Raw genomic sequence first — 24,140 nt, forward strand, 5'->3', positions numbered from 1 at the left:
GCCCCTTTGGCCAAGCGCCGTCGGAAACAGCCGTTGAACTCCCCCTTCCCCGTCGGCATCAAGCCGATGAGGAAGCATTTTCCCTCATGATGTCCGGCTTCGTATTGGCGATGACCAAACCGACGCCTGCATCTTCGAGCATCTGGACGTGCCTGTCCTCGATGCCTGAATCCGTGATCACTGTGGTGATGCGCTTCAGCCCGCACAGAATGAGGCTGGAGCGCTTGTGAAATTTCGACGAGTCGATCAGCACGACCAGCTCGTCGGCCTGGTCGATCAGCTTCTGTTCGGCCTGGATGAGCAGTGGATCACCCTCCATCAGGCCGAGCGGTCCAAGCCCCTGCGCGCCCATGAACATGCGGCGCGCATAGAAATTGCGCGTCACGTCATTGTCGAACGGGCTCAGGATGATGTTCTGCTCGCGGTAGATCGTGCCGCCGGACAGCATCACCGTGTTCTTCGAATGCTTGAGCAGGTGCTCGGCGATCGGGAAGGAATTGGTGAACACCTGCATGCGGCGATTGGCGAGGAAATGCACCATCTGGAATGTCGTCGTGCCGCCATTGATGATGATCGGCTCGCCGTCCTGACAGAGCGCAACGGCCTCCTTGGCGATCGCCTGCTTCTGGCGGGCATGCAGGCCTTCATTGACACTGAAGGGGCGGCCGGCCAGGCCGACGAATTGCGGCGGATTGATCGCTTCGGCTCCGCCACGCACCCGGCGGAGACGCTTCTGCACGTGCAGCGCCGCGATATCCCTGCGGATCGTCGCTTCGGAACTATCCGTCAGATCGACCAGTTCGGGCACGGTGATGACCGGCTTGTCCTGGACAGCTGACAGAATGATCCTGTGTCGCTCTTTCTCGTGCATTGCGCTCCTCCAACGAGGTCTATGCTTCCATCACGACCACGCATTGTCAATCACATTCAGTCATGTTTTTCCATTGTGCAGTGCAGTATGATTGAATTTGATCGTTTATGATTGACACCGGCGCGGATTTTATGTGATCTGACGGCAACGAATGCGCTCACGCCGTCATGGGGCCGCGCAGAAATGACCGGGAGGAAATGCAGATGCTCGACAAGCAACAAGGCTCGCGCCTTGCCAATCTGTGGGATGACAGCAAGGCGGCCACAATGAGCGAACCGGAGCGGCTCCTGTACCGCTCCAACCTGCTCGGTTCCGACAAGCGCATCACCAACTATGGCGGCGGCAACACCTCCGCCAAGGTGATGGAAAAAGACCCGCTCGGCGGCGGCACGGTCGAGGTTTTGTGGGTCAAGGGTTCCGGCGGCGACGTCGGCACAATCAAGATGGACGGCTTTTCGACACTCTATATGGAGAAGCTGGAAGCGCTGAAGGGTCTCTATCGTGGTCTCGAACACGAAGATGAAATGGTCGGCTACCTGCCCCATTGCACCTTCAACCTCAACCCACGCGCCGCATCCATCGACACGCCGCTTCATGCTTATGTGCCGAAGAAGCATGTCGACCACATGCATCCCGATGCGATCATCGCCATTGCAGCCTCCAAGAACAGCCGCGAGTTGACCCAGCAGATCTTCGGAGATGATATTGGCTGGCTGCCCTGGAAGCGTCCCGGTTTCGAGCTTGGCCTGTGGCTGTCGAAATTCTGCGCTGAAAACCCGAATGCGCGCGGCCTGATCCTGGAAAGCCACGGCCTGTTCACCTGGGGCGACACGGCCAGACAAGCCTACGAGACGACGATCGAGATCATCAACAAGGCGATTGCCTGGTTTGAAGAGACGAATACGGCGCCGGCCTTCGGTGGCGCGGTGAAGCCGGTTCTGGCGCCGGAAGAACGCCGCGCGGTCGCGCAAAAACTGATGCCAGTCATTCGCGGCATGATCAGCGCCGACGAACGCAAGCTCGGCCATTTCGACGACAGCCAGGCCGTGCTCGACTTCGTCACCTCGAAGAACCTTGAGCCGCTGGCCGCACTCGGCACCTCGTGCCCCGACCATTTCCTGCGCACCAAGATCCGCCCGCTGGTGATCGATTTCGACCCGGCCAACCCGGATATCGACAAGACGCTGGCCGGCCTTGAAGCCGCGATTGCCGAATACCGTGCCGGTTACGCCGCCTATTACGAGCGCTGCAGCCATGACAACAGCCCGGCGATGCGCGACCCGAATGCGGTTGTTTACCTCATCCCCGGCGTCGGCATGATCACCTTTGCCAAGGACAAGGCCACCGCCCGCATTTCCGGCGAGTTCTACGTCAACGCCATCAACGTCATGCGCGGCGCGTCCGGCGTCTCGACCTATGTCGGACTGCCGGAACAGGAAGCCTTCGACATCGAATACTGGCTGCTCGAGGAAGCCAAGCTGCAGCGCATGCCCAAGCCGAAGATGCTGGCTGGCAAGATCGCACTCGTCACCGGCGGCGCCGGCGGTATCGGCAAGGCAACCGCCCACCGTCTGATGCAGGACGGTGCCTGCGTGGTTCTCGCCGATATCGACGAGACAGCTTTGGCCTCGGCACTCAGTGAACTCGGCGGCCGCTACGGCAATGACTTCGTTCGCGCCGTCGCCATGAACGTCACCGACGAAGTTGCCGTCGAGAAGAGCTTTGCCGATACGCTGCTCGAATTCGGCGGGCTCGACATTCTCGTCTCAAACGCCGGCCTTGCCTCCTCCGCGCCGATCGAAGACACGTCGCTGGCGCTGTGGAACAAGAACATGGACATCCTGGCGACGGGCTACTTCCTTGTTTCGCGCGAAGCCTTCCGCATTTTCCGCAACCAGAAGGCCGGCGGCAACGTCGTCTTCGTCGCCTCCAAGAACGGCCTTGCCGCCTCGCCGGGCGCATCGGCCTATTGCACCGCCAAGGCTGCCGAGATCCATCTTGCCCGTTGCCTGGCGCTCGAAGGCGCCAGCGCCCAGATCCGCGTCAACGTCGTCAACCCGGATGCCGTCCTGCGCGGCTCGAAAATCTGGTCCGGCGAGTGGAAGGAACAGCGTGCTGCCGTCTACAAGACCGACATGGAAGGGCTGGAGGCGATGTACCGCGAGCGCTCGATGCTGAAGCTCAGCGTCTTCCCGGAAGACATTGCCGAGGCGATCTACTTCCTCGCCTCCGACATGTCGGCCAAATCGACCGGCAATATCATCAATGTCGACGCGGGCAATGCCCAGTCGTTCACGCGCTGATAGGAGGCTGACATGACACTGATGATCACACGAGACGTCATCGACGCAGACAATGCCAAGCGCATTGCTGACCTCAAGGTCGACTACGACCATCTTGGCGCGCAACTTGCGCGCCGGGGCATCGATATCGCTGCCGTCAAGGCAAAAGTATCGGCTTACGGTGTCGCCGTTCCATCCTGGGGCGTCGGCACCGGCGGCACGCGTTTTGCCCGTTTTCCCGGCACCGGCGAGCCGCGCAACATTTTCGACAAGATCGAGGATTGCTCGGTCATCCAACAGCTGACCAAGGCGACGCCGACCGTCTCGCTGCATATCCCGTGGGACAAGGTCGATGACCTCAAGGGCCTGAGGGAAAAAGGCAACGCGCTTGGTCTCGGCTTCGACACGATGAACTCCAACACCTTCTCGGATGCACCGGATCAGGCGCATTCCTATAAGTTCGGCTCGCTCAGCCATGCGAATGCTGCAACGCGCCAGCAGGCTATCGACCACAATCTCGAATGTATCGAGATCGGCAAGGTTCTGGGCTCCAACGCGCTCACCGTCTGGATCGGCGACGGCTCCAACTTTCCCGGCCAGAGCAATTTCACCAGGAGCTTCGAGCGATACCTCGATGCGATGAAGGCGATCTACAAGGGCCTGCCGGACGACTGGAAGATCTTTTCCGAGCACAAGATGTTCGAGCCGGCCTTCTATTCGACCGTGGTACAGGACTGGGGAACCAACTATCTGATCGCCCAGGAACTCGGTCCCAAGGCGCATTGCCTCGTCGATCTCGGCCATCATGCGCCGAACGTCAATATCGAGATGATCGTTGCCCGCTTGATCCAGTTCAAGAAGCTCGGCGGCTTCCATTTCAACGATTCCAAATATGGCGACGACGATCTGGATACGGGCTCCATCGATCCCTACCGCCTGTTCCTCGTCTTCAATGAACTGGTCGATGCGGAGACACGGCAAGCGGACGGTTTCGCGCCGATGCACATGCTCGACCAGAGCCACAATGTCACCGACCCGATCGAAAGCCTGATGAACTCGGCAACCGAAGTCAGCCGCGCCTATGCGCAGGCCCTGCTGGTCGATCGCAAGGCGCTGGAACAATATCAGGATGGCAATGACGCCCTGATGGCGACGGAAACGCTCAAAGCCGCGTTCCGCACCCATGTCGAGCCCATCCTCGCGATGTCGCGCTTCGAGGCCGGCGGCGCGATAGCACCGATCGCGGCTTACCGGGCGAGCGGGTACCGCGGCAAGGTCTCGGGCGAACGCCCGGCATCGAAGAGCGGCGGCGGCGGTATCGTCTGAGGTCACCGTCCAAGCCAGCTTCGGAAAAGGCCCTGCGAGCGATCACGGGCCTTTGGTTTTGGCAATGCAGCCCCATACTCCACGTCATCCTCGGCCTTCAAGCCGAGGATCCATGGGCTCTTCAGCGAACGGAGAGGCTGATGGATGGTCGGGTCGAGCCCGACCATGGCGAAAGACAGATTTGCGGACGACTGCCAGAGATGTCCGGCATACCTCGCGAAGTTTTCATCATTTCATTACGAAATTTCGTCCTCGGCAAAAAACACCCCCTGACGGTTTCACTTTCCCGCTCTATCTTGCTTGGAGATACAACGGAAAGGAACCATCCATGGGTATCGAAAGCATTCTCGTCTTTATTCTCATCGGCGCCATTGCCGGCTGGCTTGCCGGTGTCATCGTTTCCGGCTTCGGCTTCGGCCTGCTGGGCAATATCGTCATCGGCATCATCGGCGCCTTCATCGCCGGCGCGCTCTTTCCCCGTCTCGGCTTCGGCGTCGGCGGCGGCATTCTCTGGGCGATCATCCACGCCACGCTTGGCGCCGTCATCCTGCTGGTGCTGATCAGGATCGTCAAACGCGCCTGACGCAGATCATCCAGACTGCTGCATCGTTGCCTAAACCGGAATCGGTTTAAGGATGAATGATGCAGCAGGTATAAAGTGCGACAGCGAACCTGAATGCGTCATATGGGACGCACGGCGCTGTCGCCCGCTCAACAGGCGGGCACCCCTGCTTTTCATGGGAGATATCATGACTGACCTCCACGATCCGCGGATCGAGCAAGCCCTCAATTCCTTCATCAACGATCACCCGGAAATAGACACGCGCGAACAGGCGATCGCCGCCATTCTGGTCAACTGGTTTACCAGCCACGGCTACCTGCCGCATGATCAGGAAGGGATCCGCCCGGAAAACCTTGACGCGTCGAACGACGACTGAGACAAATCCGGTCAACCACATCCCGATTCCGCGAGACCTCATGAGCCTTTCTTCCGTCAAGACTTTCTTTGCCGAACACGCGCCCGATATCGATGTGATCGAACTCACGCAAAGCACCGCGACGGTTGCACTTGCGGCGGAAGGCCATGGCGTCGAACCGGCGCAGATCGCCAAGACGCTGGCGCTGCGGGTCGCCGACGATGTCATCCTGATCGTCACGCGCGGCGATGCCCGCCTCGACAACAAGAAATACAAGGCGCGCTTCGCCACGAAGGCGCGTATGCTCGGCTTTGACGAGGTCGAGGCAGAGACGGGTCACCCGGTCGGCGGGGTCTGTCCGTTCGGGTTGGTCAAGCCGCACAGGATTTATTGCGACATTTCGCTCAGGGCCTTCGACGAGGTCGTGCCGGCCGCCGGCGCGCCGCATGCGGCCGTCAGGATCAATCCGGAGCGGATGGCCACACTCGCCTCGGCGGAATGGATCGACGTTTCCGAGATTTAGCGACAAGGGGCGGGCCTGCCTTTTAATGAACACAAAGGTTGCCTTGAAGTTAACGTCAAATGGTGGCGGCGCCTCTGACCGGTCATTCCTCGCCTCTTCCCATCCTGTCATGACGAAGGAGTTTACGACGCAATGAACAGGCTTGTGTACTTGGCCGCGCTGGCGACCGCGATTGCGGGTTCGGCAGCGGCCATGGATCAGTCGCTGGTGCGGCAATTCAAAAAGCTGGACCCGCAAACCCGCCTCGAACAGCGATGCGATACCGAAGCCATGTGGAAAATCAACGCGGACAAGACGGCTTACAAGCCGGACAAGGTGATCGCCTACACATTTGCGGACCCTATCGTCGAGGCTGACCAGATCAGGGCGCCCGGCGCGGTCTTTCGCAGCAAGGGAGAATGGTACAAGCTGAAATACAAATGCAGCACCGGTCCGGACCATATCGAGGTGCTGTCATTCAAGTACAAGATCGGCGACCTGATTCCCCATAAGGAATGGGACGCGCACTATCTTTATCCGTAATACCGGCGCTTGGGGCCTGAGAGCCTTCTATCTTACCCTGTTACAGAATGACGAACAGGATCATGGCTGAGCCGAGCGAAAGCGCGGCCATGATATTCAAGAGCGTCTTCATGATATGGTCAGTCATGTCGAACATCCTTAGCTCCGACAGAAACACCCTTAGCCATCCGGCTCCGCCACCTGCCTGGCGGTGAATTTAACCCGCTTCGGCAACACCCTTGCCGATTGCGCCAAACCTCCCATGACACAACGGACCAATGGTGATTTTTGATCCTTGCATGGATGATTCTGCTCTAATTTGCGCCTGATTGATTAAGAATGCGTCACCCATGACGCGCGCATCGTTAAAGCTCCATTAACGATGATGAGCCCGCTGGCTTGCGTGGGACCGACGCGATCGCAACGCAGATCGTTACAGCGCCGCGCGTCAAGCATGACGCGCAAAGGTCGCTATAACACTTAAGATCTGCTGCATAATTCCTTAAATCAATTTCGATTTAAGGAATTATGCAGTGGCGGCGGCGAACGCTTGGATCGAAGATTGTCGAGGGGAAACGCCGCTCATGAACGGCTGGGCAGCCTGACTGCAGGCGCCGAAGTCGTGGTGCCGACCTCAGCAATGCGCAGACAAAAAGTCAACGCGCAGATGCGTTATAAATGCCATGGACAAGGCTGCAACGAAGCAACCCGTCCGGCCGGTCAGATCAGGATTTGGGCTTCTGTTCTTCGCGAACGGCTTCGTCGTGGTACCAGCTGTGATAGTCAACGACCATGACAGGCTTTGGCTGGAAGTCGGACACCGTTGCTGCCTTCTCGAAACGACGGCCGCCCAGTTTCCGCCCACCAGCGGGAAATTGAAAGATCGTGGCGGTCTCGCCAGTTGAAGTCACTGCCATATGCCATTTTCCTTATAGATCGATCCCAACCGGGTCGATTTTTTGACTATAGCAGACTTGCGCGAGAAATACGCGGATTGATTAAAAAAAAATCACAACGCCTAAAAAGTAGGCTATTTTTTAGGCATGAGCTTGCAAACGGGATTTTTGCGATAAATTTTGTGCGCCTGCACTCAGGTCACATTGTCTCGGATTTTGCGCAAAATTTGCGCAAAACGGCATCCTTTCTTCAAAAAATGACTTCGAAATTGAAGAAAAACGAAGCGAAGCGGCCAAAAAACTCCAGATTTGCCAGTGACTTCGCATCTCCACCCCATCAGCTTGTCCTGCGTCGCACACACAGACTGAAACACGCTCACAACGGCTGAAAAATCGCTCGTTTCTTCGCGGATGTAAAAACTGGCACGCCGCATGCATGGAAGATGGCAGCCGTTGGCGGCGGGACACGATACGGATTTTCGGTGGCCCGCATCATCAACCCATGAGAGGTTAGAAATGACGAAATTCAAGCTCGAGTATATTTGGCTCGACGGTTACACCCCGGTCCCGAATCTTCGCGGCAAGACGCAGGTCAAGGAATTCGAAGCGTTCCCGACGCTCGAACAGCTTCCACTGTGGGGTTTCGACGGTTCGTCGACGATGCAGGCCGAAGGCCGCTCGTCCGATTGCGTCCTGAAGCCGGTCGCCGTCTATCCCGACCCGGCCCGTACGAACGGTGTACTCGTGATGTGCGAAGTCATGATGCCCGATGGCGTCACGCCGCACGCCAGCAATGCTCGCGCGACTATCCTCGACGACGAAGGCACCTGGTTCGGCTTCGAACAGGAATACTTCTTCTACAAGAACGGCCGTCCGCTCGGCTTCCCGGAAACCGGCTACCCCGCTCCGCAGGGCCCGTACTACACCGGCGTCGGCTATTCGAACGTTGGCGATGTCGCCCGCAAGATCGTTGAAGAGCATCTCGACCTCTGCCTCGCCGCCGGCATCAACCATGAAGGCATCAACGCCGAAGTGGCCAAGGGCCAGTGGGAATTCCAGATTTTCGGCAAGGGCTCGAAGCGCGCCGCCGACGAAATCTGGATGGCTCGCTACCTCTTGCAGCGCCTGACGGAAAAGTACGGCATCGACATCGAATATCACTGCAAGCCGCTCGGCGACACCGACTGGAACGGCTCGGGCATGCACGCCAACTTCTCGACCAGGTACATGCGCGAAGTCGGCGGCAAGGAATATTTCGAAGCCCTGATGGCTGCCTTCGACAAGAACCTGATGGACCACATCGGCGTTTACGGCCCGGACAATGACAAGCGCCTGACCGGCAAGCACGAAACCGCTCCGTGGAACAAGTTCTCTTACGGCGTTGCCGACCGTGGCGCCTCGATCCGCGTTCCGCACTCGTTCGTCCGCAACGACTACAAGGGTTACCTGGAAGATCGCCGCCCGAACAGCCAGGGCTGCCCCTACCAGATCGCTTCGCAGATCCTGAAGACGATCGCCGAAGTGCCGACGGCAGGCAGCGTTTCCGCCGCCGCTTAAGTCAAATCTCATGGCGTCGATTGCTCCCGATCGACGCCCTGATTCTATCCACGCACAGCAGCCCCGGTCGTCGTGCACGAAAGTCGCCTTCGGCCTTCACTTCCGCTCACTGCACTCTGGTAATCCGGTCTCGCCGTCACTAGATTTACGGCTCGCAGACAGATGAAGAGAACGCGGTGTAGCCATGCAATTTCCCCCCCACACCACTTCCAGCCTCCTCCGTGATCCCGACATGCTGTCGGTCGACAGCAGCAGCAGCCTGGTCGACTGGCTGATGACGGAAACCAACGACGAGCGCTTCATCGACAATATCTTCGTGGAGATGTGCGGCAAGCTTCTGCAGGCCGGCGTTCCTGTCTCGCGCGGGACGCTGCATTTCCGCACGCTGCATCCGCAATGGCTGGGCGCCAAAATCCTCTGGAAGAAGGGCTTGCGTCAGGCGGAAATCAGCACGTTCGGTTACGGCGTCGAGGATACGGCCCAATTCCGCCACAGCCCGGCGAGCGATATTCATGGCGGTGCCGCTGTCGTGCGCCAGCACCTGGAACCGGTTTTCGGACCGTCGCCCGCCTACCCGCTCTACGATGAGTTGCGCCTTGAAGGGCATACCGACTATATCGCCTGGCCACTCAAGCACACGCTGGGCAAGAAGCACATCATTACGTTTGCCAGCGACCGTCCCGGCGGCTTCAGCGATGATGACCTGCGGTTTCTCGCCGATCTCTTGCCGGCCTTCGCGCTTGTCAGCGAAATCCGCCTGAAAAACCGGCTCGCCCGCACTTTGCTTGAGACCTATGTCGGCCCGCATGCCAGCGAACAGATCCTGGCCGGTGCCACCACGCGCGGCAGCGGCGTCACCGTCGGCGCCGCCATCATGATCTGCGACCTGCGCGACTTTACCGGAATTTCCGATCTCTGGCCGCGCGACGATGTCATCGAACTGCTGAACGGCTATTTCGACGCCATGTCGGAGCCGATCGAGAAGCATGGCGGAGAGATCCTGAAATTCATGGGCGACGGCCTGCTGGCGATCTTCCCGCTCAACAATCCCTCCGCCTGCGCCGATCTGCTCCATGCGATCCGCGAGGCGCAGGTCGCGATGACCGCGCTGAACGCTGCCAATATCAAGAAGGGCCACAAGCCGCTCGGCTATGGCATCGGCGTCCATGTCGGCGATGTGATGTACGGCAATATCGGCTCGCGCAACCGTCTCGACTTCACGGTCATCGGCCCGGCCGTCAACGTCGCCTCGCGGCTTGAAAGCCTGACCAAGGAACTGAAGCGCCCGGTTCTTCTGTCGCGCGCTTTCGTTGAAATGGCGGGCTGCCAGGCCGGTATGGAGCATCTTGGCCTGCATCCCTTGCGCGGACTGGGCGAACCGATCGAAGTGCTGGCATTCTGAAGCGGGTGCGGCCTGCGATAATGGCCGCGGCTGAATTCACAGCCTTCCGCCTGCATCCTTTAAACGCCGCATCGGCCGCATTGAACTTTATGGAATCACACGCGTTGAAGGAGTTCATCGGAGACAGACCGCATGGCGCAAGCCCATCCATTCGATACTTCCAGCAACGCCTCGCTTTCGGACGCGGAGGTTCTCGACCAGGCTGAAGTCCTCGTCGATGAATTCCTTGCCTTCATCCGCCGCGAGGAAATCTGGAACGATATTCTCGACGTCAACATCCTGCCCGCCTCCAAGAGCACGCTCGTCAATGCCTTCCGCCTCGTCATCGCCACCGAGTCGCGTCCGGATTACCGCCGGCAACTGGCCAAGGCTGGCTTGATGCTTGCCCGGTTTCACCGGGATGTCGGTCCACGCATGTCGTTGATCCCGATCCGCCCGGATGACGCTTCGCCGCACGCGGATCCCGAAATGAACGCCCGGGAACAACAGGCCTATCTGGACAGGTTCGATGCTGCCTACAGTCTTATCGGCCCCGATCTCACGCAGCTTGGCAGCCTTTTCGAGGCGTCGATGCGTTTGGCCGCAAGGCGCGACATGCGCCGCCACGCCCAGCACGATGCCTCCGGCTCCGACGGCACCTGCATCTGGTACGGTCCTCACTGACCTCGCCGGCCGACCTAGCTCAGATCGCGCATTGCGTCGAATGGACCGACATGCTGCGGCGGGTCCGGGTTTTCGTCGGGATTGGGCATTGGTGCTTCGTCGGGCAGCCGGTCGGGCTCCGGCTCCTCGATCGGCGGCACCGGTCGCTCCAGCGGCGGAACGGCAGGAATGCCCCCGGGCATATCCGGGCCGGGGATTGGATCAGCAGGTATGGTCATGTCGAATCTCCATGTGTCTTTTTCAAAACACGGACGTCCGGACTATGTTCCCAAAAGAGCAACGGCTAATCGGGTCCTGACAGGACTAGTTGCTCGGCCTCGTCGCGGCTCATGCCAAAGACCCGTTTGCCGGTCTCGAAGGAAAATCCCTGCCGGGCAAAACTCGAGAGTTCCTTCATCTTCCGCTTTTCGTCGAGATCGCCGCGCCGGAACGGACCGAAGCCGCGCTTGCGGGCAAAGACGACGGCGGCGAACAGGTCGTTGCTTTCCTCCAGCGCGACGGCCGCGATTTCGGCATCAATACCCTTGACCGCCAATTTCTGCGCGATGACGCGCTTCGACTTGCCGCTGCGCACGGCACTGCGCGTCCTGATGCCGGCATAGGCGGCATCGTCCAGACCGCCAACCTCATGCGCGAACGTGACGGCAAAGGTGGCGGTCGCCTTCACCTGTGCCGGGGTGATATCTTCGAACTTCTCCTTCGCCTTGCGGGCGATCGCATCAAAGAGTTCCTTTTCGGTCATCATCCTGCGCCCCAGACGATAGATCGTCGAGTTGCGCGCCCAGGACATCATGCGCTTGGTCGGGACGTCGGATCGCACCTCCTCATCCGCAAATACGGGCTTGTCTCCATCAGCCGTCATGGTTTGACATCATGCTCTGGTTTGTGGGTTATGGACCATATCCCGTCCTACCGCTCTGCCCCGTCAGATCAAGCGCAATCTGTAAACGCCGGCATCCGAGAAGCCCACAGGCACACACGAACACAACCTTCGCTGCCGCCAACCAAGTTACCGGCCACTTTCCGGGGAACAGCTTATTTATCTCCGCCAGGCACTGGAAAAACCACGCCGCGAAACTACCTGTTTCTGATCGGTATCCAGTTGAAATCCAATTTTCAAATCCCCTGCGGCCGCATACGGCGCCGGGAAAATCGTGAGGGCGCATCGTGGTTACTTTCACATTGAATGGAAAAGAACGCACTTTCGACGGAGATCCTGATACGCCGCTGCTCTGGGTGATCCGCGATTTCGAAAAACTCACCGGGACCAAATATGGCTGCGGGGTTGCCCAGTGCGGCGCCTGCACCGTGCATCTGGATGGCATGACGCGCCGCTCCTGCATCACACCGATCTCGACGATCGATGGTTCCGAGGTCATTACCATCGAGGGTATTGACGGGCCGGAGGCAAAGGCGGTCCAGGCGGCCTGGGTCGCAATCGACGTGCCGCAATGCGGTTACTGTCAATCCGGGCAGATCATGTCGGCGGTCGCCCTTCTGCAGGTCACGCCGAAGCCGAGCGATGCCGATATCGACGGCGCCATGACCGGAAATCTCTGTCGATGCGCGACCTACCATCGAATCCGGCAGGCGATCCACAATGCCGCCGATGCGATGGAGGGTTGAGCCATGACACTGCAACAGATGTCCAGCACCCGCCGTGCGTTTCTCGCCGGTAGCGGCCTTATCATTGGACTGGCACTTGTCCCGCGCAACATGGCCGCGCTTGCCGCTCCGAGCGGCATCAAGGCCGGCGGCGAAGATGCGCTGACAGCGCTCAACACTTTCGTCAAGATCGGCACCGACGACACCGTCACCGTGCTCTCCAAGCATATCGAGATGGGCCAGGGACCATTCACGGGACTGGCGACGCTCGTCGCCGAGGAACTCGACGCCGACTGGGCGCAGATGCGTGCGGTCCATTCCCCCGCCGATGACAAGGTCTATGCCAATCTTGCCTTTGGCCTGCAGGGGACCGGCGGCTCCACCTCGATCGCCAATTCCTACGAGCAATTGCGCAAGGCGGGTGCCACCGCGCGTGCCATGCTGGTGGCCGCCGCCGCCGAGGAGTGGGGCGTGCCGGCCGGCGAGATAACCGTCGAGAAGGGCCGCGTCAAGCATGCCGGTTCCGGCAAGGAGAGCGGCTTCGGCGCCTTGACCGTCAAGGCGGCGGCGCAGACCCCGCCGGAAAATCCGGCGCTCAAGGACCCGTCGAAATTCGTGCTGATCGGACAGGAACTGCCGAAGCTCGATACGGTCGGCAAGACCAATGGCACGGCGATCTACACGCTCGATATCACTCCCGACAACATGCTGGTCGCCGTCGTCGCCCATCCCGATCATTTCGGCGCGACGGTCAAATCCTTCGACGACGCCGAAACACGCAAGGTCATAGGCGTGGTCGATGTCAAGCAGGTGCCGCAGGGCGTCGCTGTCTATGCCGACAACACGTTTGCGGCCTTGCGCGGTCGGGCCAACCTGAAGGTCGAGTGGGATCTGTCCAACGCCGAGACAAGATCGAGCGAAGAATTGGCGGCGGATTACGCCAAGCAGTTTTCCGAAAAGGGCCTTGAGGCGACCAACAATGGGGACACCGACAGTGCCTTCAAGCAGGAAGGCTTGCAGACGCTGGAGGCGGAACTCGTCTTTCCCTTCCTCGCCCATGCCCCGATGGAGCCTCTCGATGCGGTCTTCATCAAGGCGGAGGACGGGTCGCTCGATATCTACAACGGCGCGCAATTCCCGGCCATGGACCTGATGACGGCCGCCAAGGCCGTCGGGCTCGATCCCTCCAAGGTGCGGGTCAACACGCAGCTGACCGGCGGCAGCTTCGGCCGCAAGGCGCAGTTTGGCTCACCCTACATGCAGGAAGCCGCCGATGTGTTCGCGGCGACCGACGGCAGCCGGCCGCTGAAGCATATGTGGACGCGCGAGGACGACATTCGCGGCGGCTTCTACCGCCCGATGTATGCCCACAAGATGCGCGGCGCGATCGACGCGGACGGCAAGATCACAGCCTGGGAACAGGTCATCGTCGGCCAGTCGATCATGGGCAAGGCCGATCTCGACGAGACCTCGGTCGAAGGCGCGTCGAACCTTCCCTATACGATACCCAACCTGCGCGTGACCGCGCACAATACCAAACTGGCCATCCCGCCGCTCTGGTGGCGCTCGGTCGGCCATACCCATACCGGGTTTGCCGTCGAGACTTTCGTCGACGAACTCCTGCAGAAGGTTGGCAAGGATCCGGTCGAGGGCCGCCTCGCGCTGCTGACCAACGAACCCCGGCATACCGGCACCCTGAAGAAGGTGGCGGAAATCGCCGATTGGGGATCGAAGGTTCCCGACGGGCGGTCACGCGGTGTCGCGGTTGTCAAGAGCTTCGGCACCTATGTCGCCCAGATCGTCGAACTCTCGCTTGGCGACGACGGAGCACCGCGCGTGCACAAGGTCTGGTGCGCGGTGGATTGCGGCATCGCGGTCAATCCAAACGTCATCAAGGCGCAGATGGAAGGCGGCATCGGCTATGGCCTCGGCGCCGTCCTCTTCGATGCTGTGACGCTCGGCAAGGGTGGCAAGATCATGCAGTCCAACTTCCACGACTACCGCTCGCTGCGCATCAACGAGATGCCGGCGGTCGAGGTCGCCATCGTCACATCGACGGAAAAGCCGAGCGGGGTGGGGGAACCGGGGGTACCGCCCGTCGGGCCAGCCGTCGCCAATGCCTGGCGGCGTCTGACCGGCAGTCCGGTCCGGCACTTGCCGATCGTCAGTGTCGTGACATCGTGAGGGCTGCATCATGAAGAACCGTATCATCGCTCTCGGCGTCGCCAGCCTTGGTGTCGCCGCCTCGCTCCTCGCGGCCACGTTCTCGGTTGCGCAGGACACCGAAACTGAAAAATCCGCACCGCTGAAGCCGGCGGCGGAGTTCCAGTCGATCACTGATGCAAAACAGCGCTCCTGGGCGCTGTTCGAGGAGGCCGGCAAGGTCATCCAGCATCCACGCTGCGTCAACTGTCATCCGGCAACGGACCGACCGCTGCAGACCATGGCTATGCACAAGCACCAGCCGCCGGTGACGCGCGGCGATGGCGGCATGGGCATGCCGGGCATGACCTGCAACACCTGTCATGGGCAGGAGAATGTCGAAGTGATCGGCCAGGCCGAAACGCTGAAAAGCATTCCCGGCGACCCGGCCTGGCATCTGGCGCCGATCGAGATGGCATGGGAAGGCAAATCGCTCGGAGAAATCTGTCGTCAGATCAAGGATCCCGAACGCAACGGCGGCAAGACGCTGGCCGAGATCACCGAGCACATGGCGCATGACAGCCTCGTCGGCTGGGGCTGGCAACCGGGCGCCGGGCGCGAACCCGTTCCCGGTTCGCAGGCGGTTTTCGGTGAACTGATCGCCGCCTGGGTCGAAAGTGGTGCTGCCTGCGAGTGACCGAAATATCATCCGACCATCATGCGAAGGGCGCGGCATTGGCCGCGCCCTTCGTCATCAAATGAACCGTCACCGCTGGCTGCGGGCATGTCGCGCCATCAGCGCAGCAGGCCCTGCCCGCCATCCACCCAGATCGGCGTTCCCGTGACATGACGCGAAAGATCCGAAGTGAGGAAGACCACGACATCGGCCACGTCGGCGCCCTTGCCGGGTTTGCCGTCGGAAATCGGCACCTGCCCCGCCGGCCATTCGACGGGAATGGCGGTTTCCTCTTCGCCGCGCAATTGGGTATTGGCGTCGATATTGGTTTCGATCTCGCCGGGGCAGACGGCATTCACCCGGATATGATGCCGCGCCAGTTCCAGCGCGAGCTGCTGGACCATCGCCACCTGCGCCGCCTTTGTGGCAGAATAGGCGGTCGCGCCCGGCGTGGTGAATGTGCGGGTTCCGTTGATCGACGAGACGACGACGATCGACCCGCCACCGGCGGCCTTGAGATGTGGCACCGTCAGATGGATCGTCAGGTAAGTGCCGCGCAGGTTGACCGCGATCGTCTCATCCCATTCCGCCGGCTTCAAGTCATCGATCGGCGCCCAGACACCATTGATGCCGGCATTGGCGACGACGATATCAAGCCGTCCATGCGCGCCGATCAGGCGATCGACGGCCTGGCGCATCTGGTCCGCCTGCGAAATATCAGCGAGGAGCGTCATCGCCTTGCCGCCGGCGGCGATGATCTCGTCTGCCGTTTCGCCAAGCTCATCTTTCGTCCGCCCGAGCACGCCGACAACAGCACCCTTTCGCGCCAGCGCAAGCGCGGACGCTTTGCCGATGCCGGAACCGCCGCCGGTAACCAGTGCCACTTTTTGTGAAAACTCCATGATATCCCGCTCTCCCTGTGAGGAAGCGGAATTCATCAGGCGGCAAAAAGTTCATTCCCGGCAACTCGAAAATGGGCGCGCTTATTTACCCCGGAATTGCGGCGGCCGCTTCTCGACGAAAGCAGCCATGCCCTCCTTCTGGTCTTCGGTCGCAAACAGGCCGTGGAAAATCCGGCGCTCGAACAGGATGCCCTCGCGCAAGCCGCTTTCCAGCGCCCGGTCGACCGCCTCGCGCGCCGCCATGGTCGCGAGCTTGCCATAGCCGGCGACGGTCCGGGCGGCGGCCAGCGTTTCCTCCATCAGCGTGTCGGCGGGCAGGATGCGGGCGACGAGGCCGCAGCGCTCGGCCTCCGTCGCGTCCATCATCCGGCCGGTCAGGATCATGTCCATCGCCTTCGCCTTGCCGACCAGCTTGGTCAGCCGCTGCGACCCGCCCATGCCGGGCATGACGCCGAGCTTGATCTCGGGCTGGCCGAACATCGCGGTCTGCGATGCGAAGATCATATCGCACATCATCGCCAGCTCGCAGCCGCCGCCCAGCGCATAGCCCGACACGGCAGCGATTTTTGGCGTGCGGAAGGCGGCGAATTTATCCCATGCCGCGAAGAAGTCTTCGCTGAACATGTCGGTAAATCCCTTGTCGGCCATTTCCTTGATATCGGCACCCGCTGCAAATGCCTTTTCAGACCCCGTCAGCACGAAGCAACCGACGCCGGGATCACGGTCGAGCGGCGCGAGTTCAGTGGCAAGCGCATTCATGATCTCGGAATTCAGCGCGTTGCGAGCGGCAGGGCGGTTTAGCGTGACGATGACGACGCGGTCCTGCTGTTCGACGATGATTGGTTTTTCCATGACTTGGTCCTTGGCGAAGAGTGAACGGACAATCAGCGATCGGCGGATTTTTCCCTGAGGAGATGGATGATACCGGAAAAATCGGTGTCGGCATGGCCGAGGTCGTTGAACAGTTGGTAGAGCTCCGCCGCCCTGGCGCCGAGCGGCGTGGTCGCGCCAGCGGATTGGGCCGCTTCCTGCGAAAGCTTCAGGTCTTTCAACATCAGCGCACCAGCAAAGCCCGGTCTGTAATCATTGTTGGCCGGCGATGTGGCAACGGGTCCGGGAACCGGGCAATAGGTGGTGAGCGACCAGCACTGGCCCGACGACACCGAGGCGACGTCGAACAGCGCCTGGTGCGAAAGCCCGAGCTTTTCGCCCAGAACGAACGCCTCGCCGACGGCAATCATGCTGATGCCGAGGATCATGTTGTTGCAGATCTTCGCCGCCTGCCCCGCCGCTGCACCGCCGCAGTGAATGATCTTCTTGCCCATCGCCTGGAAGATCGGCGCGGCATCGGTAAAGACCTGTTCCTCCCCACCGATCATGAAGGTCAGCGTTCCCGCCGCAGCACCGCCGGTGCCGCCGGAGACCGGCGCATCAAGCGACGGGCACCCCTTTGCGGTTGCCATCTCATGCGCCTTGCGGGCGCTGTCGATATCAATGGTCGAACAATCGATGAGCAGCGTGCCCGACGGCACGGTAGCGACCAGTTCCTGCCAGACCGACAGGACATGTTTGCCGGCGGGCAGCATGGTGATGACGATATCGACACCCGCGACGGCTTCGGCCAATGACGCGCAGGCACCAACCCCGTTTTCGCGAGCCTGATCCAGCAACGGTTCGGCGAGATCGAACCCCGTCACCGCATGCCCGGCCTTGACCAGATTGGCCGCCATTGGGCCGCCCATATGGCCAAGGCCGATGAAACCGATGGATGTCATGGGATGGCTCCTTGCTTGCTGGTTTCGGCGAAGATCGGCCGGGCGACCGGCTGGAAATAGGCCGCGACGTCGTTCTCCGTCACATCGGCAAGCCGCACTGGGCGCCATTGCGGATTGCGATCCTTGTCGATCACGGCGGCCCGAACGCCCTCGTAGAAATCATGGCTGGCGAGAACCGCCGCTGTCGCCGCGAATTCGCGCTCCAGGCATGCCTTGAGACTCGGGGACTGCCGGCCAAGCCGCAGCAGGCGCAATGTGACAGTGAGGCTGAGGGGCGACTTGGCCGACAGGACGGCAAGGCAGTGCCGAGCGAAGGCGCCGCCGTCCTCTCGCAGGGCTTCAAGGATCTGCTCGACGGTATCGAAGGCAAACAGGCGATCGATGGCCTGCCGGTTCTGCGCCAGCTTGCCCTCTTCAGGTGCCACCGAATGGGCCGCGATCATCGCCGATACGGCATCAGTGGAACTCCCCGACGAAAGGTCGGATAGTGCCTTGATAAAAACCGGCAGGTGATCCGACGGCACGAAACTGTCAGCAAGACCGGCGAGGATGGTGTCCGCCGCAGAAAGCGGCTCGCCGGTCAGCGCGATATAGGTGCCAAGCTCATTGTCCTGCCGGGTCAGGAACCAGGAGGCACCGACATCGGGAAAGAAGCCGATGCCCGTTTCCGGCATGGCGAAGCGGGTGCGTTCGGTAACGATCCGGTGGCTGCCATAGACGGAAATGCCGACGCCGCCGCCCATGACGATGCCATCCATGATGGCGATATACGGCTTCGGATAGCGGCCGATCCGGGCGTTGAGCCTGTATTCCTCGCGCCAGAAGGTTTCCGGTGCGTCGGAGCCGACTTTTCCGCCGTCATGGATGGCGCGGATATCGCCGCCGGCGCAAAGCCCGCGCTCCCCCTCGCCCGTGACGAGAACAGCTGTGATGGTGGGGTCGTATTCGAAGTCATCGAGCGCCGTCTCGATATCGCGCACCATGCCCAAAGTCAGGCTGTTCAGCGCTTTCGGGCGATTGAGCCGGATGCGGCCGAGCGCGCCCTGACGCTCGATGAGAGTTTCGGGCGTGAAATCTGCGGGGTGCGGATCAGACATGGAGGGCATGGCCGAGTGCCTTCATGGCGGCTTCCTGGAAGCCTTCACCGCGGGTCGGGTGGGCATGGATGGTGGCTGCGACATCCTCGAGCCGGGCGCCCATCTCGATCGCCAGGGCAAAGGCGCTGGACAGTTCGGAAACGCCGGCACCGACTGCCTGCACACCGAGGACGAGATTGCTGTCGGCGCGCGCGACAATCCGCACGAAGCCCTCTTCGGACAACATGGTCATGGCGCGCCCATTGGCATTGAAGGGGAATTGCCCGACGCGGACCTCGTATCCTTGAGCCCGCGCCTCGTCTGGCGACAGGCCGGCGGTGACGATTTCCGGATCGGTGAAGCAGACGGCCGGAATGCAGCGCTTGTCCCAGCTGCGCTTCCTGGCCGCGACGATTTCGGCGACCATCTCGCCCTGCGCCATGGCGCGGTGGGCCAGCATCGGTTCGCCGGTAATATCGCCGATCGCATAGATGCCGCGCATCGATGTCCGGCAGCGGTCGTCGACGCGCAGGAATTTGCCGGCGCGGTCGAGGTCCAGTTCGGCCAGCCCCCAGCCTTCCGTGCGCGGTTTCCGGCCAACGGTGACGAGGATCTTGTCGGCGGCAAGCTGTTCTTCCGTCTTCTCCGCCGTCTCGACCAGCAGTGCATCGCCGGAGAGCCCCTTGGCCTTGGCCCCAGTCAGGACGCGGATGTCGAGATCGGCCAGCCGCTTGGCCACCGGCTTGACCAGTTCGGCGTCATATTGCGGCAGAATTTGCGGCGTCGCTTCGACCACGGTCACCGCCGAGCCGAGTTTGGCAAAGGCTGTGCCCAGTTCCAGCCCGATATAGCCACCGCCGACCACCACCAGCTTTTGCGGCACGGTTTTCAAAGAGAGTGCTTCGGTCGAGGAGATCACCGATCCGCCGAAAGGCAGGAACGGTAGTTCGACCGGCTCGGATCCCGTGGCGATGACAACCGTTTCGGCGCGAATGACCTGCATGCCGGTTTCGGTCTCGACCTCGACGGTCTTGCCGTCGCGGAACTTTGCCTTGCCGTGGACGATCTTGACGCGGGCCTTGCGCAACAAGCCCAGTACGCCGCTGTTCAGCCGGCCAACGATGCCATCCTTCCAGGCGATAGTTCTGGCAAGATCGAGTTTCGGCGCCTCGACGGAGATGCCGAGCGGGCTTTTGGCGGCCGCCATATGGCTGACCTTCTCGAATTCCTCGGCCGCGTGGATCAGCGCCTTGGAAGGGATGCAGCCGATATTGAGGCAGGTTCCGCCGGCCTTGACGGCTTCGACGATGACGGTATCGACCCCGAGCTGGCCCGCCCGGATGGCGCAGATATAGCCCCCCGGACCGGCGCCGATGACGAGAAGTTTGCAGACGATCTCTTTCATGGGCTCAGCTTTCAATGAAAATCAGCGCTGGGGTTTCGAGCAGCGCCTTGATCCGCTGGACGAAGGTTGCCGCATCCCAGCCGTCCACGACCCGGTGATCGAAGCTGGACGACAGGTTCATCATCTTGCGCGGAATGAACTGGCTGCCGTCCCAGACCGGCCGGATCATGATCTTGTTGACCCCGACGATCGCCACTTCCGGATGGTTGATGATCGGCGTCGTGGCGATGCCGCCCATCGCGCCGAGCGAGGTGATGGTGATGGTCGAGCCGGACAATTCCTCGCGCAGCGCTGAGCCGGTGCGGGCGGCCTCGGCCAGCCGGACGACTTCCGCCGCGCAGTCCCAGATGCCGCGCGCTTCCGCATGGCGCACCACCGGCACGGTCAGCCCGGCCGGCGTCTGGGTGGCGATGCCGATATGCACGGCTGCGTGGCGGCTGATAGTGCCGGCATCGTCATCGAATGTGGCGTTGACCACCGGCTGCTCGTCGATGGTTTTCACCATGGCCCGCATCAGGAAGGGCAGGATCGTCAGCTTGGCCTGGTCCGGCTTGCGTCCGGCATTCATCGTCGCCCGCAGATCCTCCAGATCGGTGACATCGATTTCCTCGACATAGGTGATATGGGGAATGCGTGAGGTGGCCAGCACCATCTTTTCCGAGATGCGGCGGCGCAGGCCGGTGACCTTGATCTCCTCGACCGCGGTCTTCCTGGCGAGGCCGGTTGGCGCCAATTTCGCCTGCGCGCCGTGGGCCAGGAACTGGTCGAGATCGTCATGGGTGATGCGCCCGGCCGGGCCGCTGCCCGAAACCTGCCGCAGGTCGATGCCGGCATCCTGTGCCCTAAGCCGCACGGCTGGTGAGGCCAGCGGCTTTGCGAGCGTATCAGGAGCCGCACGGTTTGCCTTCTCCCCAGCGGGGAGCCCCGCAGGGCCGGATGGCTGGCTGAGAGCAGGCGAAAACACCCCCTCATCCGCCCTTCGGGCAGTTTCTCCCCGCTGGGGAGAAGAGGAAGTGGCCGTCACCGTTTCCGCCGCCGCGACCGCATCAATTTCACCGCCCTCACCCGCAACCTCAATCCGCACCAGCGGTGCTCTAACAGCGACGGTATCGCCGATCTCGGCGCCCAGCCAGAGAACCGTGCCGCTCACCGGCGACGGGATTTCGACGGTTGCCTTGTCTGTCATGACGGCGGCGAGGATCATGTCCTCGCGGACGGGATCGCCGACCTTGCAGTGCCATTCGACCAGTTCGGCCTCCGCCACGCCTTCGCCCACATCCGGCATCTTGATGATGAATTCGCCCATGATCAGCCCTCCATCACTTCGACGAGCGCACGGCCGACGCGGCCGGGTCCGGGGAAATAATCCCACTCCTGCGCATGCGGATAGGGCGTGTCCCAGCCGGTGACGCGAACCACCGGCGCTTCCAGATGGTAGAAGCAATGTTCCTGCACGAGTGCCGCGAGTTCCGCGCCATATCCCGAGGTCAGCGTTGCCTCATGCACGACGACACAGCGGCCGGTCTTGCTGACCGATTCCACGATCGTATCAAGATCGAGCGGCAGCAGGCTGCGCAGATCGATCACTTCAGCATCGATGCCCATGTCTTCCGCAGCAGCCAGCGCCACATGCACCATCGTGCCATAGGCGACGACGGTGACGGCGGAGCCAGACCGCCGGATTTCGGCCTTGCCGATAGGGATGCTATAATGCCCTTCCGGCACCTCGCCGAGTTCATGTTTTGACCATGGCGTCACCGGTCGGTCGTGATGACCGTCGAAGGGGCCGTTGTAGAGGCGTTTCGGCTCGAGGAACATGACCGGATCGGGGTCTTCGATCGAGGCAATCAGCAGACCCTTGGCATCATAGGGATTGGATGGAACGACAACCTTCAGGCCACAGACATGGGTAAACAGCGCCTCCGGGCTCTGGCTGTGCGTCTGCCCACCAAAAATGCCGCCGCCGGTCGGCATGCGCAGCACGATCGGGCAGGTGAAATCACCGTTCGAGCGATAACGGATGCGAGCGGCTTCCTGGGTGATCTGGTCATAGGCCGGGTACATGTAGTCGGCGAACTGGATCTCGACGCAGGGTTTCAAGCCATAAGCGGCCATGCCGATCGCCGTGCCAACGATGCCGCTCTCGCTGATCGGCGCATCGAAACAGCGGGTCTTGCCGTATTTCGCCTGCAGTCCCTGGGTGCAGCGAAAGACGCCGCCGAAATAGCCGACATCCTCGCCGAACACGACAACGTCGTCATCGCGCTCCATCGAGACGTCCATGGCGCTGCGCACGGCCTCGATCATCGTCATTCTGGCCATGTCAGTATCCTGCCTTCTGCCGCTGGCGGCGGATATGCGCGGGCATCTCGGCATAGACGCCCTCGAAGATATCCCGCACCGAGGGCTTTCCGCCGGCATGCAGGGTGCCGTGCGCCTCCGCCTGTTTCTGCGCCTGGATTACCTCGTCGAGGATTTCCGATTCCGCCTGCACATGGCGTTCCTCCGACCAGACGCCTCGGACGATCAGGTGCTTCTTCAGGCGCAGGACGGGATCGCCGAGCGGCCAGGCCTCGGACTCGGTCTTCGGGCGATAGGCGCTCGGATCGTCGGACGAGGAATGGCCCCCGACCCGGTAAGTGACGTATTCTATGAGGGTCGGACCGAGATTGCGCCGGGCGCGCTCGGTCGCCCAGAGGGAAACGGCGTAGACGGCGAGATAGTCGTTGCCATCGACCCTGAGCGCCGGGATGCCAAAGCCGAGACCGCGAGCGGCGAACGTGCCGGAGCCGCCGCGCGCAATGCCCTGGAAGGTCGAGATTGCCCACTGGTTGTTGACGATGTTGAGGATGACCGGCGCCTTGTAGGTCGAGGCAAACACCAATGCCGAGTGGAAATCGGATTCCGCGGTCGAGCCATCGCCGATCCACGCGGCGGCGATCCTGGTGTCGTTCTTGATGGCCGACGCCATGGCCCAGCCGACCGCCTGCACATATTGCGTGGCGAGATTGCCGGAGATCGTAAAGAAACCGTGCTCCTTGGAAGAATACATGATCGGCAATTGCCGGCCGCGCAGCGGGTCTTTCTCGTTCGAGAAGATCTGGTTCATCATCTCGACCATCGGATAATCGTCGGCAATCAGCAGACCGGCCTGACGATAGGTCGGGAAATTCATGTCACCCTTCTTGAGCGCCTTTCGGAAGGCGCAGCTGACGGCTTCCTCGCCCAGGTGCTGCATGTAGAAGGACGTCTTGCCCTGCCGCTGCGCCATCAGCATGCGGGCATCGAAGGCCCGGAGCTTCATCATGTTGCGCAGGCCGGTCAGCAGTTCCTCATCCGATAGCAATCCGGCCCAGGGGCCGACCGCTTCGCCGTCGCGGTTCAGCACGCGGATGATCGAATAGGCAAGGTCGCGGATGTCCTCCGACGCGGCATCGACCTCCGGGCGCGGCACGGAGCCGGCCTTGGCTATGTTGACGTTGGAAAAATCCGGCATGCCGCCGGGCCGGACAGCCGGTTCGGGAACATGAAGACTCAATTGCGGGAACTCGGTCATGCCTCGTTCTTCCTCCCGTTTTCGCCCTGCTTTCCAGTCTCCTCCCGGAAATAGGGCGTTTTTTC

Annotated in this window: 25 protein-coding genes; 12 read left to right on the plus strand and 13 right to left on the minus strand. The window is 61.3% G+C overall.

What is annotated here, in order from left to right:
- Nucleotides 1-58: 58 nt before the first annotated feature.
- On the minus strand, nucleotides 59-871 hold the full coding sequence (locus tag VL202_RS16610) for a DeoR/GlpR family DNA-binding transcription regulator (protein ID WP_325465192.1): 813 nt from the start codon (nucleotides 869-871) through the stop codon (nucleotides 59-61).
- Nucleotides 872-1,074: 203 nt separating this feature from the next.
- On the opposite strand from VL202_RS16610, the gene VL202_RS16615 reads away from it, so the two are divergent.
- The 6 genes from VL202_RS16615 (at nucleotide 1,075) to VL202_RS16640 (ending at nucleotide 6,441) form a co-directional block, all read left to right on the plus strand.
- A complete protein-coding gene (locus VL202_RS16615; protein ID WP_325465193.1) occupies nucleotides 1,075-3,174 on the plus strand; it encodes a bifunctional rhamnulose-1-phosphate aldolase/short-chain dehydrogenase in 2,100 nt (699 codons plus the stop codon).
- A gap of 12 nt (nucleotides 3,175-3,186) precedes the next feature.
- Nucleotides 3,187-4,479 (plus strand): L-rhamnose catabolism isomerase, encoded by a 1,293-nt coding sequence (rhaI, locus tag VL202_RS16620; protein ID WP_325465194.1) that lies wholly within the window; start codon nucleotides 3,187-3,189, stop codon nucleotides 4,477-4,479.
- A gap of 328 nt (nucleotides 4,480-4,807) precedes the next feature.
- Nucleotides 4,808-5,062 (plus strand): GlsB/YeaQ/YmgE family stress response membrane protein, encoded by a 255-nt coding sequence (locus VL202_RS16625; RefSeq protein ID WP_325465195.1) that lies wholly within the window; start codon nucleotides 4,808-4,810, stop codon nucleotides 5,060-5,062.
- A 166-nt stretch (nucleotides 5,063-5,228) separates the two neighbouring features.
- Complete coding sequence (locus VL202_RS16630) at nucleotides 5,229-5,417, plus strand: hypothetical protein (RefSeq protein ID WP_325465196.1); 189 nt, start codon at nucleotides 5,229-5,231, stop codon at nucleotides 5,415-5,417.
- 40 nt (nucleotides 5,418-5,457) lie between these two features.
- On the plus strand, nucleotides 5,458-5,919 hold the full coding sequence (locus VL202_RS16635) for a YbaK/EbsC family protein (protein ID WP_325465197.1): 462 nt from the start codon (nucleotides 5,458-5,460) through the stop codon (nucleotides 5,917-5,919).
- A 132-nt stretch (nucleotides 5,920-6,051) separates the two neighbouring features.
- Complete coding sequence (locus VL202_RS16640; RefSeq protein WP_325465198.1) at nucleotides 6,052-6,441, plus strand: DUF930 domain-containing protein; 390 nt, start codon at nucleotides 6,052-6,054, stop codon at nucleotides 6,439-6,441.
- Nucleotides 6,442-6,637: 196 nt separating this feature from the next.
- Here the strand turns inward: VL202_RS16640 and VL202_RS16645 are convergent, their stop codons facing one another.
- Nucleotides 6,638-6,772 carry a hypothetical protein gene (locus VL202_RS16645; RefSeq protein WP_325465199.1) on the minus strand — a complete coding sequence of 45 codons (135 nt, stop codon included), beginning with the start codon at nucleotides 6,770-6,772 and terminating at the stop codon, nucleotides 6,638-6,640.
- A gap of 373 nt (nucleotides 6,773-7,145) precedes the next feature.
- Nucleotides 7,146-7,337, minus strand: coding sequence for a DUF2735 domain-containing protein (locus VL202_RS16650; RefSeq protein ID WP_325465200.1), 192 nt, complete (start codon nucleotides 7,335-7,337; stop codon nucleotides 7,146-7,148).
- 495 nt (nucleotides 7,338-7,832) lie between these two features.
- Between VL202_RS16650 and VL202_RS16655 the strand changes: the two genes are divergently transcribed.
- The 3 genes from VL202_RS16655 (at nucleotide 7,833) to VL202_RS16665 (ending at nucleotide 10,938) form a co-directional block, all read left to right on the plus strand.
- Nucleotides 7,833-8,873, plus strand: coding sequence for a glutamine synthetase beta-grasp domain-containing protein (locus tag VL202_RS16655; RefSeq protein ID WP_325465201.1), 1,041 nt, complete (start codon nucleotides 7,833-7,835; stop codon nucleotides 8,871-8,873).
- 232 nt (nucleotides 8,874-9,105) lie between these two features.
- The gene (locus VL202_RS16660; RefSeq protein ID WP_325465237.1) at nucleotides 9,106-10,275 is read left to right on the plus strand and encodes an adenylate/guanylate cyclase domain-containing protein; all 1,170 of its coding nucleotides are present in this window, start codon (nucleotides 9,106-9,108) and stop codon (nucleotides 10,273-10,275) included.
- 132 nt (nucleotides 10,276-10,407) lie between these two features.
- Nucleotides 10,408-10,938, plus strand: coding sequence for a hypothetical protein (locus tag VL202_RS16665; protein ID WP_325465202.1), 531 nt, complete (start codon nucleotides 10,408-10,410; stop codon nucleotides 10,936-10,938).
- Nucleotides 10,939-10,952: 14 nt separating this feature from the next.
- On the opposite strand, the gene VL202_RS16670 is transcribed toward VL202_RS16665, so the two are convergent.
- Together VL202_RS16670 and recX are read right to left on the minus strand one after the other, a co-directional pair.
- Nucleotides 10,953-11,156, minus strand: coding sequence for a hypothetical protein (locus tag VL202_RS16670; protein ID WP_325465203.1), 204 nt, complete (start codon nucleotides 11,154-11,156; stop codon nucleotides 10,953-10,955).
- 65 nt (nucleotides 11,157-11,221) lie between these two features.
- Nucleotides 11,222-11,800, minus strand: coding sequence for a recombination regulator RecX (gene recX, locus VL202_RS16675; protein ID WP_325465204.1), 579 nt, complete (start codon nucleotides 11,798-11,800; stop codon nucleotides 11,222-11,224).
- 305 nt (nucleotides 11,801-12,105) lie between these two features.
- Here recX and VL202_RS16680 point away from each other — a divergent pair, with 305 nt between their 5' ends.
- Genes VL202_RS16680 through VL202_RS16690 form a run of 3 tightly spaced genes read left to right on the plus strand, consistent with a single transcriptional unit; the run spans nucleotide 12,106 to nucleotide 15,382 of the window.
- Nucleotides 12,106-12,564, plus strand: coding sequence for a (2Fe-2S)-binding protein (locus VL202_RS16680; RefSeq protein WP_325465205.1), 459 nt, complete (start codon nucleotides 12,106-12,108; stop codon nucleotides 12,562-12,564).
- 3 nt (nucleotides 12,565-12,567) lie between these two features.
- Nucleotides 12,568-14,727: a xanthine dehydrogenase family protein molybdopterin-binding subunit gene (locus VL202_RS16685; RefSeq protein WP_325465206.1), complete on the plus strand. Its 2,160-nt coding sequence runs from the start codon at nucleotides 12,568-12,570 to the stop codon at nucleotides 14,725-14,727.
- A 10-nt stretch (nucleotides 14,728-14,737) separates the two neighbouring features.
- Nucleotides 14,738-15,382 carry an Isoquinoline 1-oxidoreductase subunit gene (locus tag VL202_RS16690; RefSeq protein WP_325465207.1) on the plus strand — a complete coding sequence of 215 codons (645 nt, stop codon included), beginning with the start codon at nucleotides 14,738-14,740 and terminating at the stop codon, nucleotides 15,380-15,382.
- Nucleotides 15,383-15,480: 98 nt separating this feature from the next.
- On the opposite strand, the gene VL202_RS16695 is transcribed toward VL202_RS16690, so the two are convergent.
- From VL202_RS16695 to VL202_RS16730, 8 genes are all read right to left on the minus strand, one after another.
- Nucleotides 15,481-16,263: an SDR family NAD(P)-dependent oxidoreductase gene (locus VL202_RS16695; RefSeq protein ID WP_325465208.1), complete on the minus strand. Its 783-nt coding sequence runs from the start codon at nucleotides 16,261-16,263 to the stop codon at nucleotides 15,481-15,483.
- 81 nt (nucleotides 16,264-16,344) lie between these two features.
- The gene (locus VL202_RS16700) at nucleotides 16,345-17,115 is read right to left on the minus strand and encodes an enoyl-CoA hydratase (RefSeq protein WP_325465209.1); all 771 of its coding nucleotides are present in this window, start codon (nucleotides 17,113-17,115) and stop codon (nucleotides 16,345-16,347) included.
- A gap of 32 nt (nucleotides 17,116-17,147) precedes the next feature.
- Nucleotides 17,148-18,038: a 3-hydroxyisobutyrate dehydrogenase gene (mmsB, locus tag VL202_RS16705; protein WP_325465210.1), complete on the minus strand. Its 891-nt coding sequence runs from the start codon at nucleotides 18,036-18,038 to the stop codon at nucleotides 17,148-17,150.
- A complete protein-coding gene (locus VL202_RS16710) occupies nucleotides 18,035-19,144 on the minus strand; it encodes an enoyl-CoA hydratase/isomerase family protein (RefSeq protein ID WP_325465211.1) in 1,110 nt (369 codons plus the stop codon). The genes mmsB and VL202_RS16710 overlap by 4 nt, the downstream gene beginning before the upstream one ends.
- Nucleotides 19,128-20,519 (minus strand): dihydrolipoyl dehydrogenase, encoded by a 1,392-nt coding sequence (gene lpdA, locus VL202_RS16715; protein WP_325465212.1) that lies wholly within the window; start codon nucleotides 20,517-20,519, stop codon nucleotides 19,128-19,130. The genes VL202_RS16710 and lpdA overlap by 17 nt, the downstream gene beginning before the upstream one ends.
- Nucleotides 20,520-20,523: 4 nt before the next feature.
- Nucleotides 20,524-21,825: a dihydrolipoamide acetyltransferase family protein gene (locus VL202_RS16720; RefSeq protein ID WP_325465213.1), complete on the minus strand. Its 1,302-nt coding sequence runs from the start codon at nucleotides 21,823-21,825 to the stop codon at nucleotides 20,524-20,526.
- 2 nt (nucleotides 21,826-21,827) lie between these two features.
- Nucleotides 21,828-22,841 carry an alpha-ketoacid dehydrogenase subunit beta gene (locus VL202_RS16725; RefSeq protein ID WP_325465214.1) on the minus strand — a complete coding sequence of 338 codons (1,014 nt, stop codon included), beginning with the start codon at nucleotides 22,839-22,841 and terminating at the stop codon, nucleotides 21,828-21,830.
- A 1-nt stretch (nucleotide 22,842) separates the two neighbouring features.
- Entirely contained in the window at nucleotides 22,843-24,075 is a 1,233-nt protein-coding gene (locus VL202_RS16730; protein ID WP_325465215.1) for a thiamine pyrophosphate-dependent enzyme, read from the minus strand.
- Nucleotides 24,076-24,140 lie beyond the last annotated feature (65 nt).

This window comes from Pararhizobium sp. (assembly GCF_035497515.1).
GTDB lineage: Bacteria > Pseudomonadota > Alphaproteobacteria > Rhizobiales > Rhizobiaceae > Pararhizobium.

Excerpts from the sequence above, each read along its gene's own strand:
- VL202_RS16610 (WP_325465192.1), bottom strand. The coding sequence starts at position 871 with ATGCACGAGAAAGAGCGACACAGGATCATTCTGTCAGCTGTCCAGGAC.
- VL202_RS16615 (WP_325465193.1), top strand. The coding sequence starts at position 1,075 with ATGCTCGACAAGCAACAAGGCTCGCGCCTTGCCAATCTGTGGGATGAC.
- rhaI (WP_325465194.1), top strand. The coding sequence starts at position 3,187 with ATGACACTGATGATCACACGAGACGTCATCGACGCAGACAATGCCAAG.
- VL202_RS16625 (WP_325465195.1), top strand. The coding sequence starts at position 4,808 with ATGGGTATCGAAAGCATTCTCGTCTTTATTCTCATCGGCGCCATTGCC.
- VL202_RS16630 (WP_325465196.1), top strand. The coding sequence starts at position 5,229 with ATGACTGACCTCCACGATCCGCGGATCGAGCAAGCCCTCAATTCCTTC.
- VL202_RS16635 (WP_325465197.1), top strand. The coding sequence starts at position 5,458 with ATGAGCCTTTCTTCCGTCAAGACTTTCTTTGCCGAACACGCGCCCGAT.
- VL202_RS16640 (WP_325465198.1), top strand. The coding sequence starts at position 6,052 with ATGAACAGGCTTGTGTACTTGGCCGCGCTGGCGACCGCGATTGCGGGT.
- VL202_RS16645 (WP_325465199.1), bottom strand. The coding sequence starts at position 6,772 with ATGGGTGACGCATTCTTAATCAATCAGGCGCAAATTAGAGCAGAATCA.
- VL202_RS16650 (WP_325465200.1), bottom strand. The coding sequence starts at position 7,337 with ATGGCAGTGACTTCAACTGGCGAGACCGCCACGATCTTTCAATTTCCC.
- VL202_RS16655 (WP_325465201.1), top strand. The coding sequence starts at position 7,833 with ATGACGAAATTCAAGCTCGAGTATATTTGGCTCGACGGTTACACCCCG.
- VL202_RS16660 (WP_325465237.1), top strand. The coding sequence starts at position 9,106 with ATGCTGTCGGTCGACAGCAGCAGCAGCCTGGTCGACTGGCTGATGACG.
- VL202_RS16665 (WP_325465202.1), top strand. The coding sequence starts at position 10,408 with ATGGCGCAAGCCCATCCATTCGATACTTCCAGCAACGCCTCGCTTTCG.
- VL202_RS16670 (WP_325465203.1), bottom strand. The coding sequence starts at position 11,156 with ATGACCATACCTGCTGATCCAATCCCCGGCCCGGATATGCCCGGGGGC.
- recX (WP_325465204.1), bottom strand. The coding sequence starts at position 11,800 with ATGACGGCTGATGGAGACAAGCCCGTATTTGCGGATGAGGAGGTGCGA.
- VL202_RS16685 (WP_325465206.1), top strand. The coding sequence starts at position 12,568 with ATGACACTGCAACAGATGTCCAGCACCCGCCGTGCGTTTCTCGCCGGT.
- VL202_RS16690 (WP_325465207.1), top strand. The coding sequence starts at position 14,738 with ATGAAGAACCGTATCATCGCTCTCGGCGTCGCCAGCCTTGGTGTCGCC.
- VL202_RS16695 (WP_325465208.1), bottom strand. The coding sequence starts at position 16,263 with ATGGAGTTTTCACAAAAAGTGGCACTGGTTACCGGCGGCGGTTCCGGC.
- VL202_RS16700 (WP_325465209.1), bottom strand. The coding sequence starts at position 17,115 with ATGGAAAAACCAATCATCGTCGAACAGCAGGACCGCGTCGTCATCGTC.
- mmsB (WP_325465210.1), bottom strand. The coding sequence starts at position 18,038 with ATGACATCCATCGGTTTCATCGGCCTTGGCCATATGGGCGGCCCAATG.
- VL202_RS16710 (WP_325465211.1), bottom strand. The coding sequence starts at position 19,144 with ATGCCCTCCATGTCTGATCCGCACCCCGCAGATTTCACGCCCGAAACT.
- lpdA (WP_325465212.1), bottom strand. The coding sequence starts at position 20,519 with ATGAAAGAGATCGTCTGCAAACTTCTCGTCATCGGCGCCGGTCCGGGG.
- VL202_RS16720 (WP_325465213.1), bottom strand. The coding sequence starts at position 21,825 with ATGGGCGAATTCATCATCAAGATGCCGGATGTGGGCGAAGGCGTGGCG.
- VL202_RS16725 (WP_325465214.1), bottom strand. The coding sequence starts at position 22,841 with ATGGCCAGAATGACGATGATCGAGGCCGTGCGCAGCGCCATGGACGTC.
- VL202_RS16730 (WP_325465215.1), bottom strand. The coding sequence starts at position 24,075 with ATGACCGAGTTCCCGCAATTGAGTCTTCATGTTCCCGAACCGGCTGTC.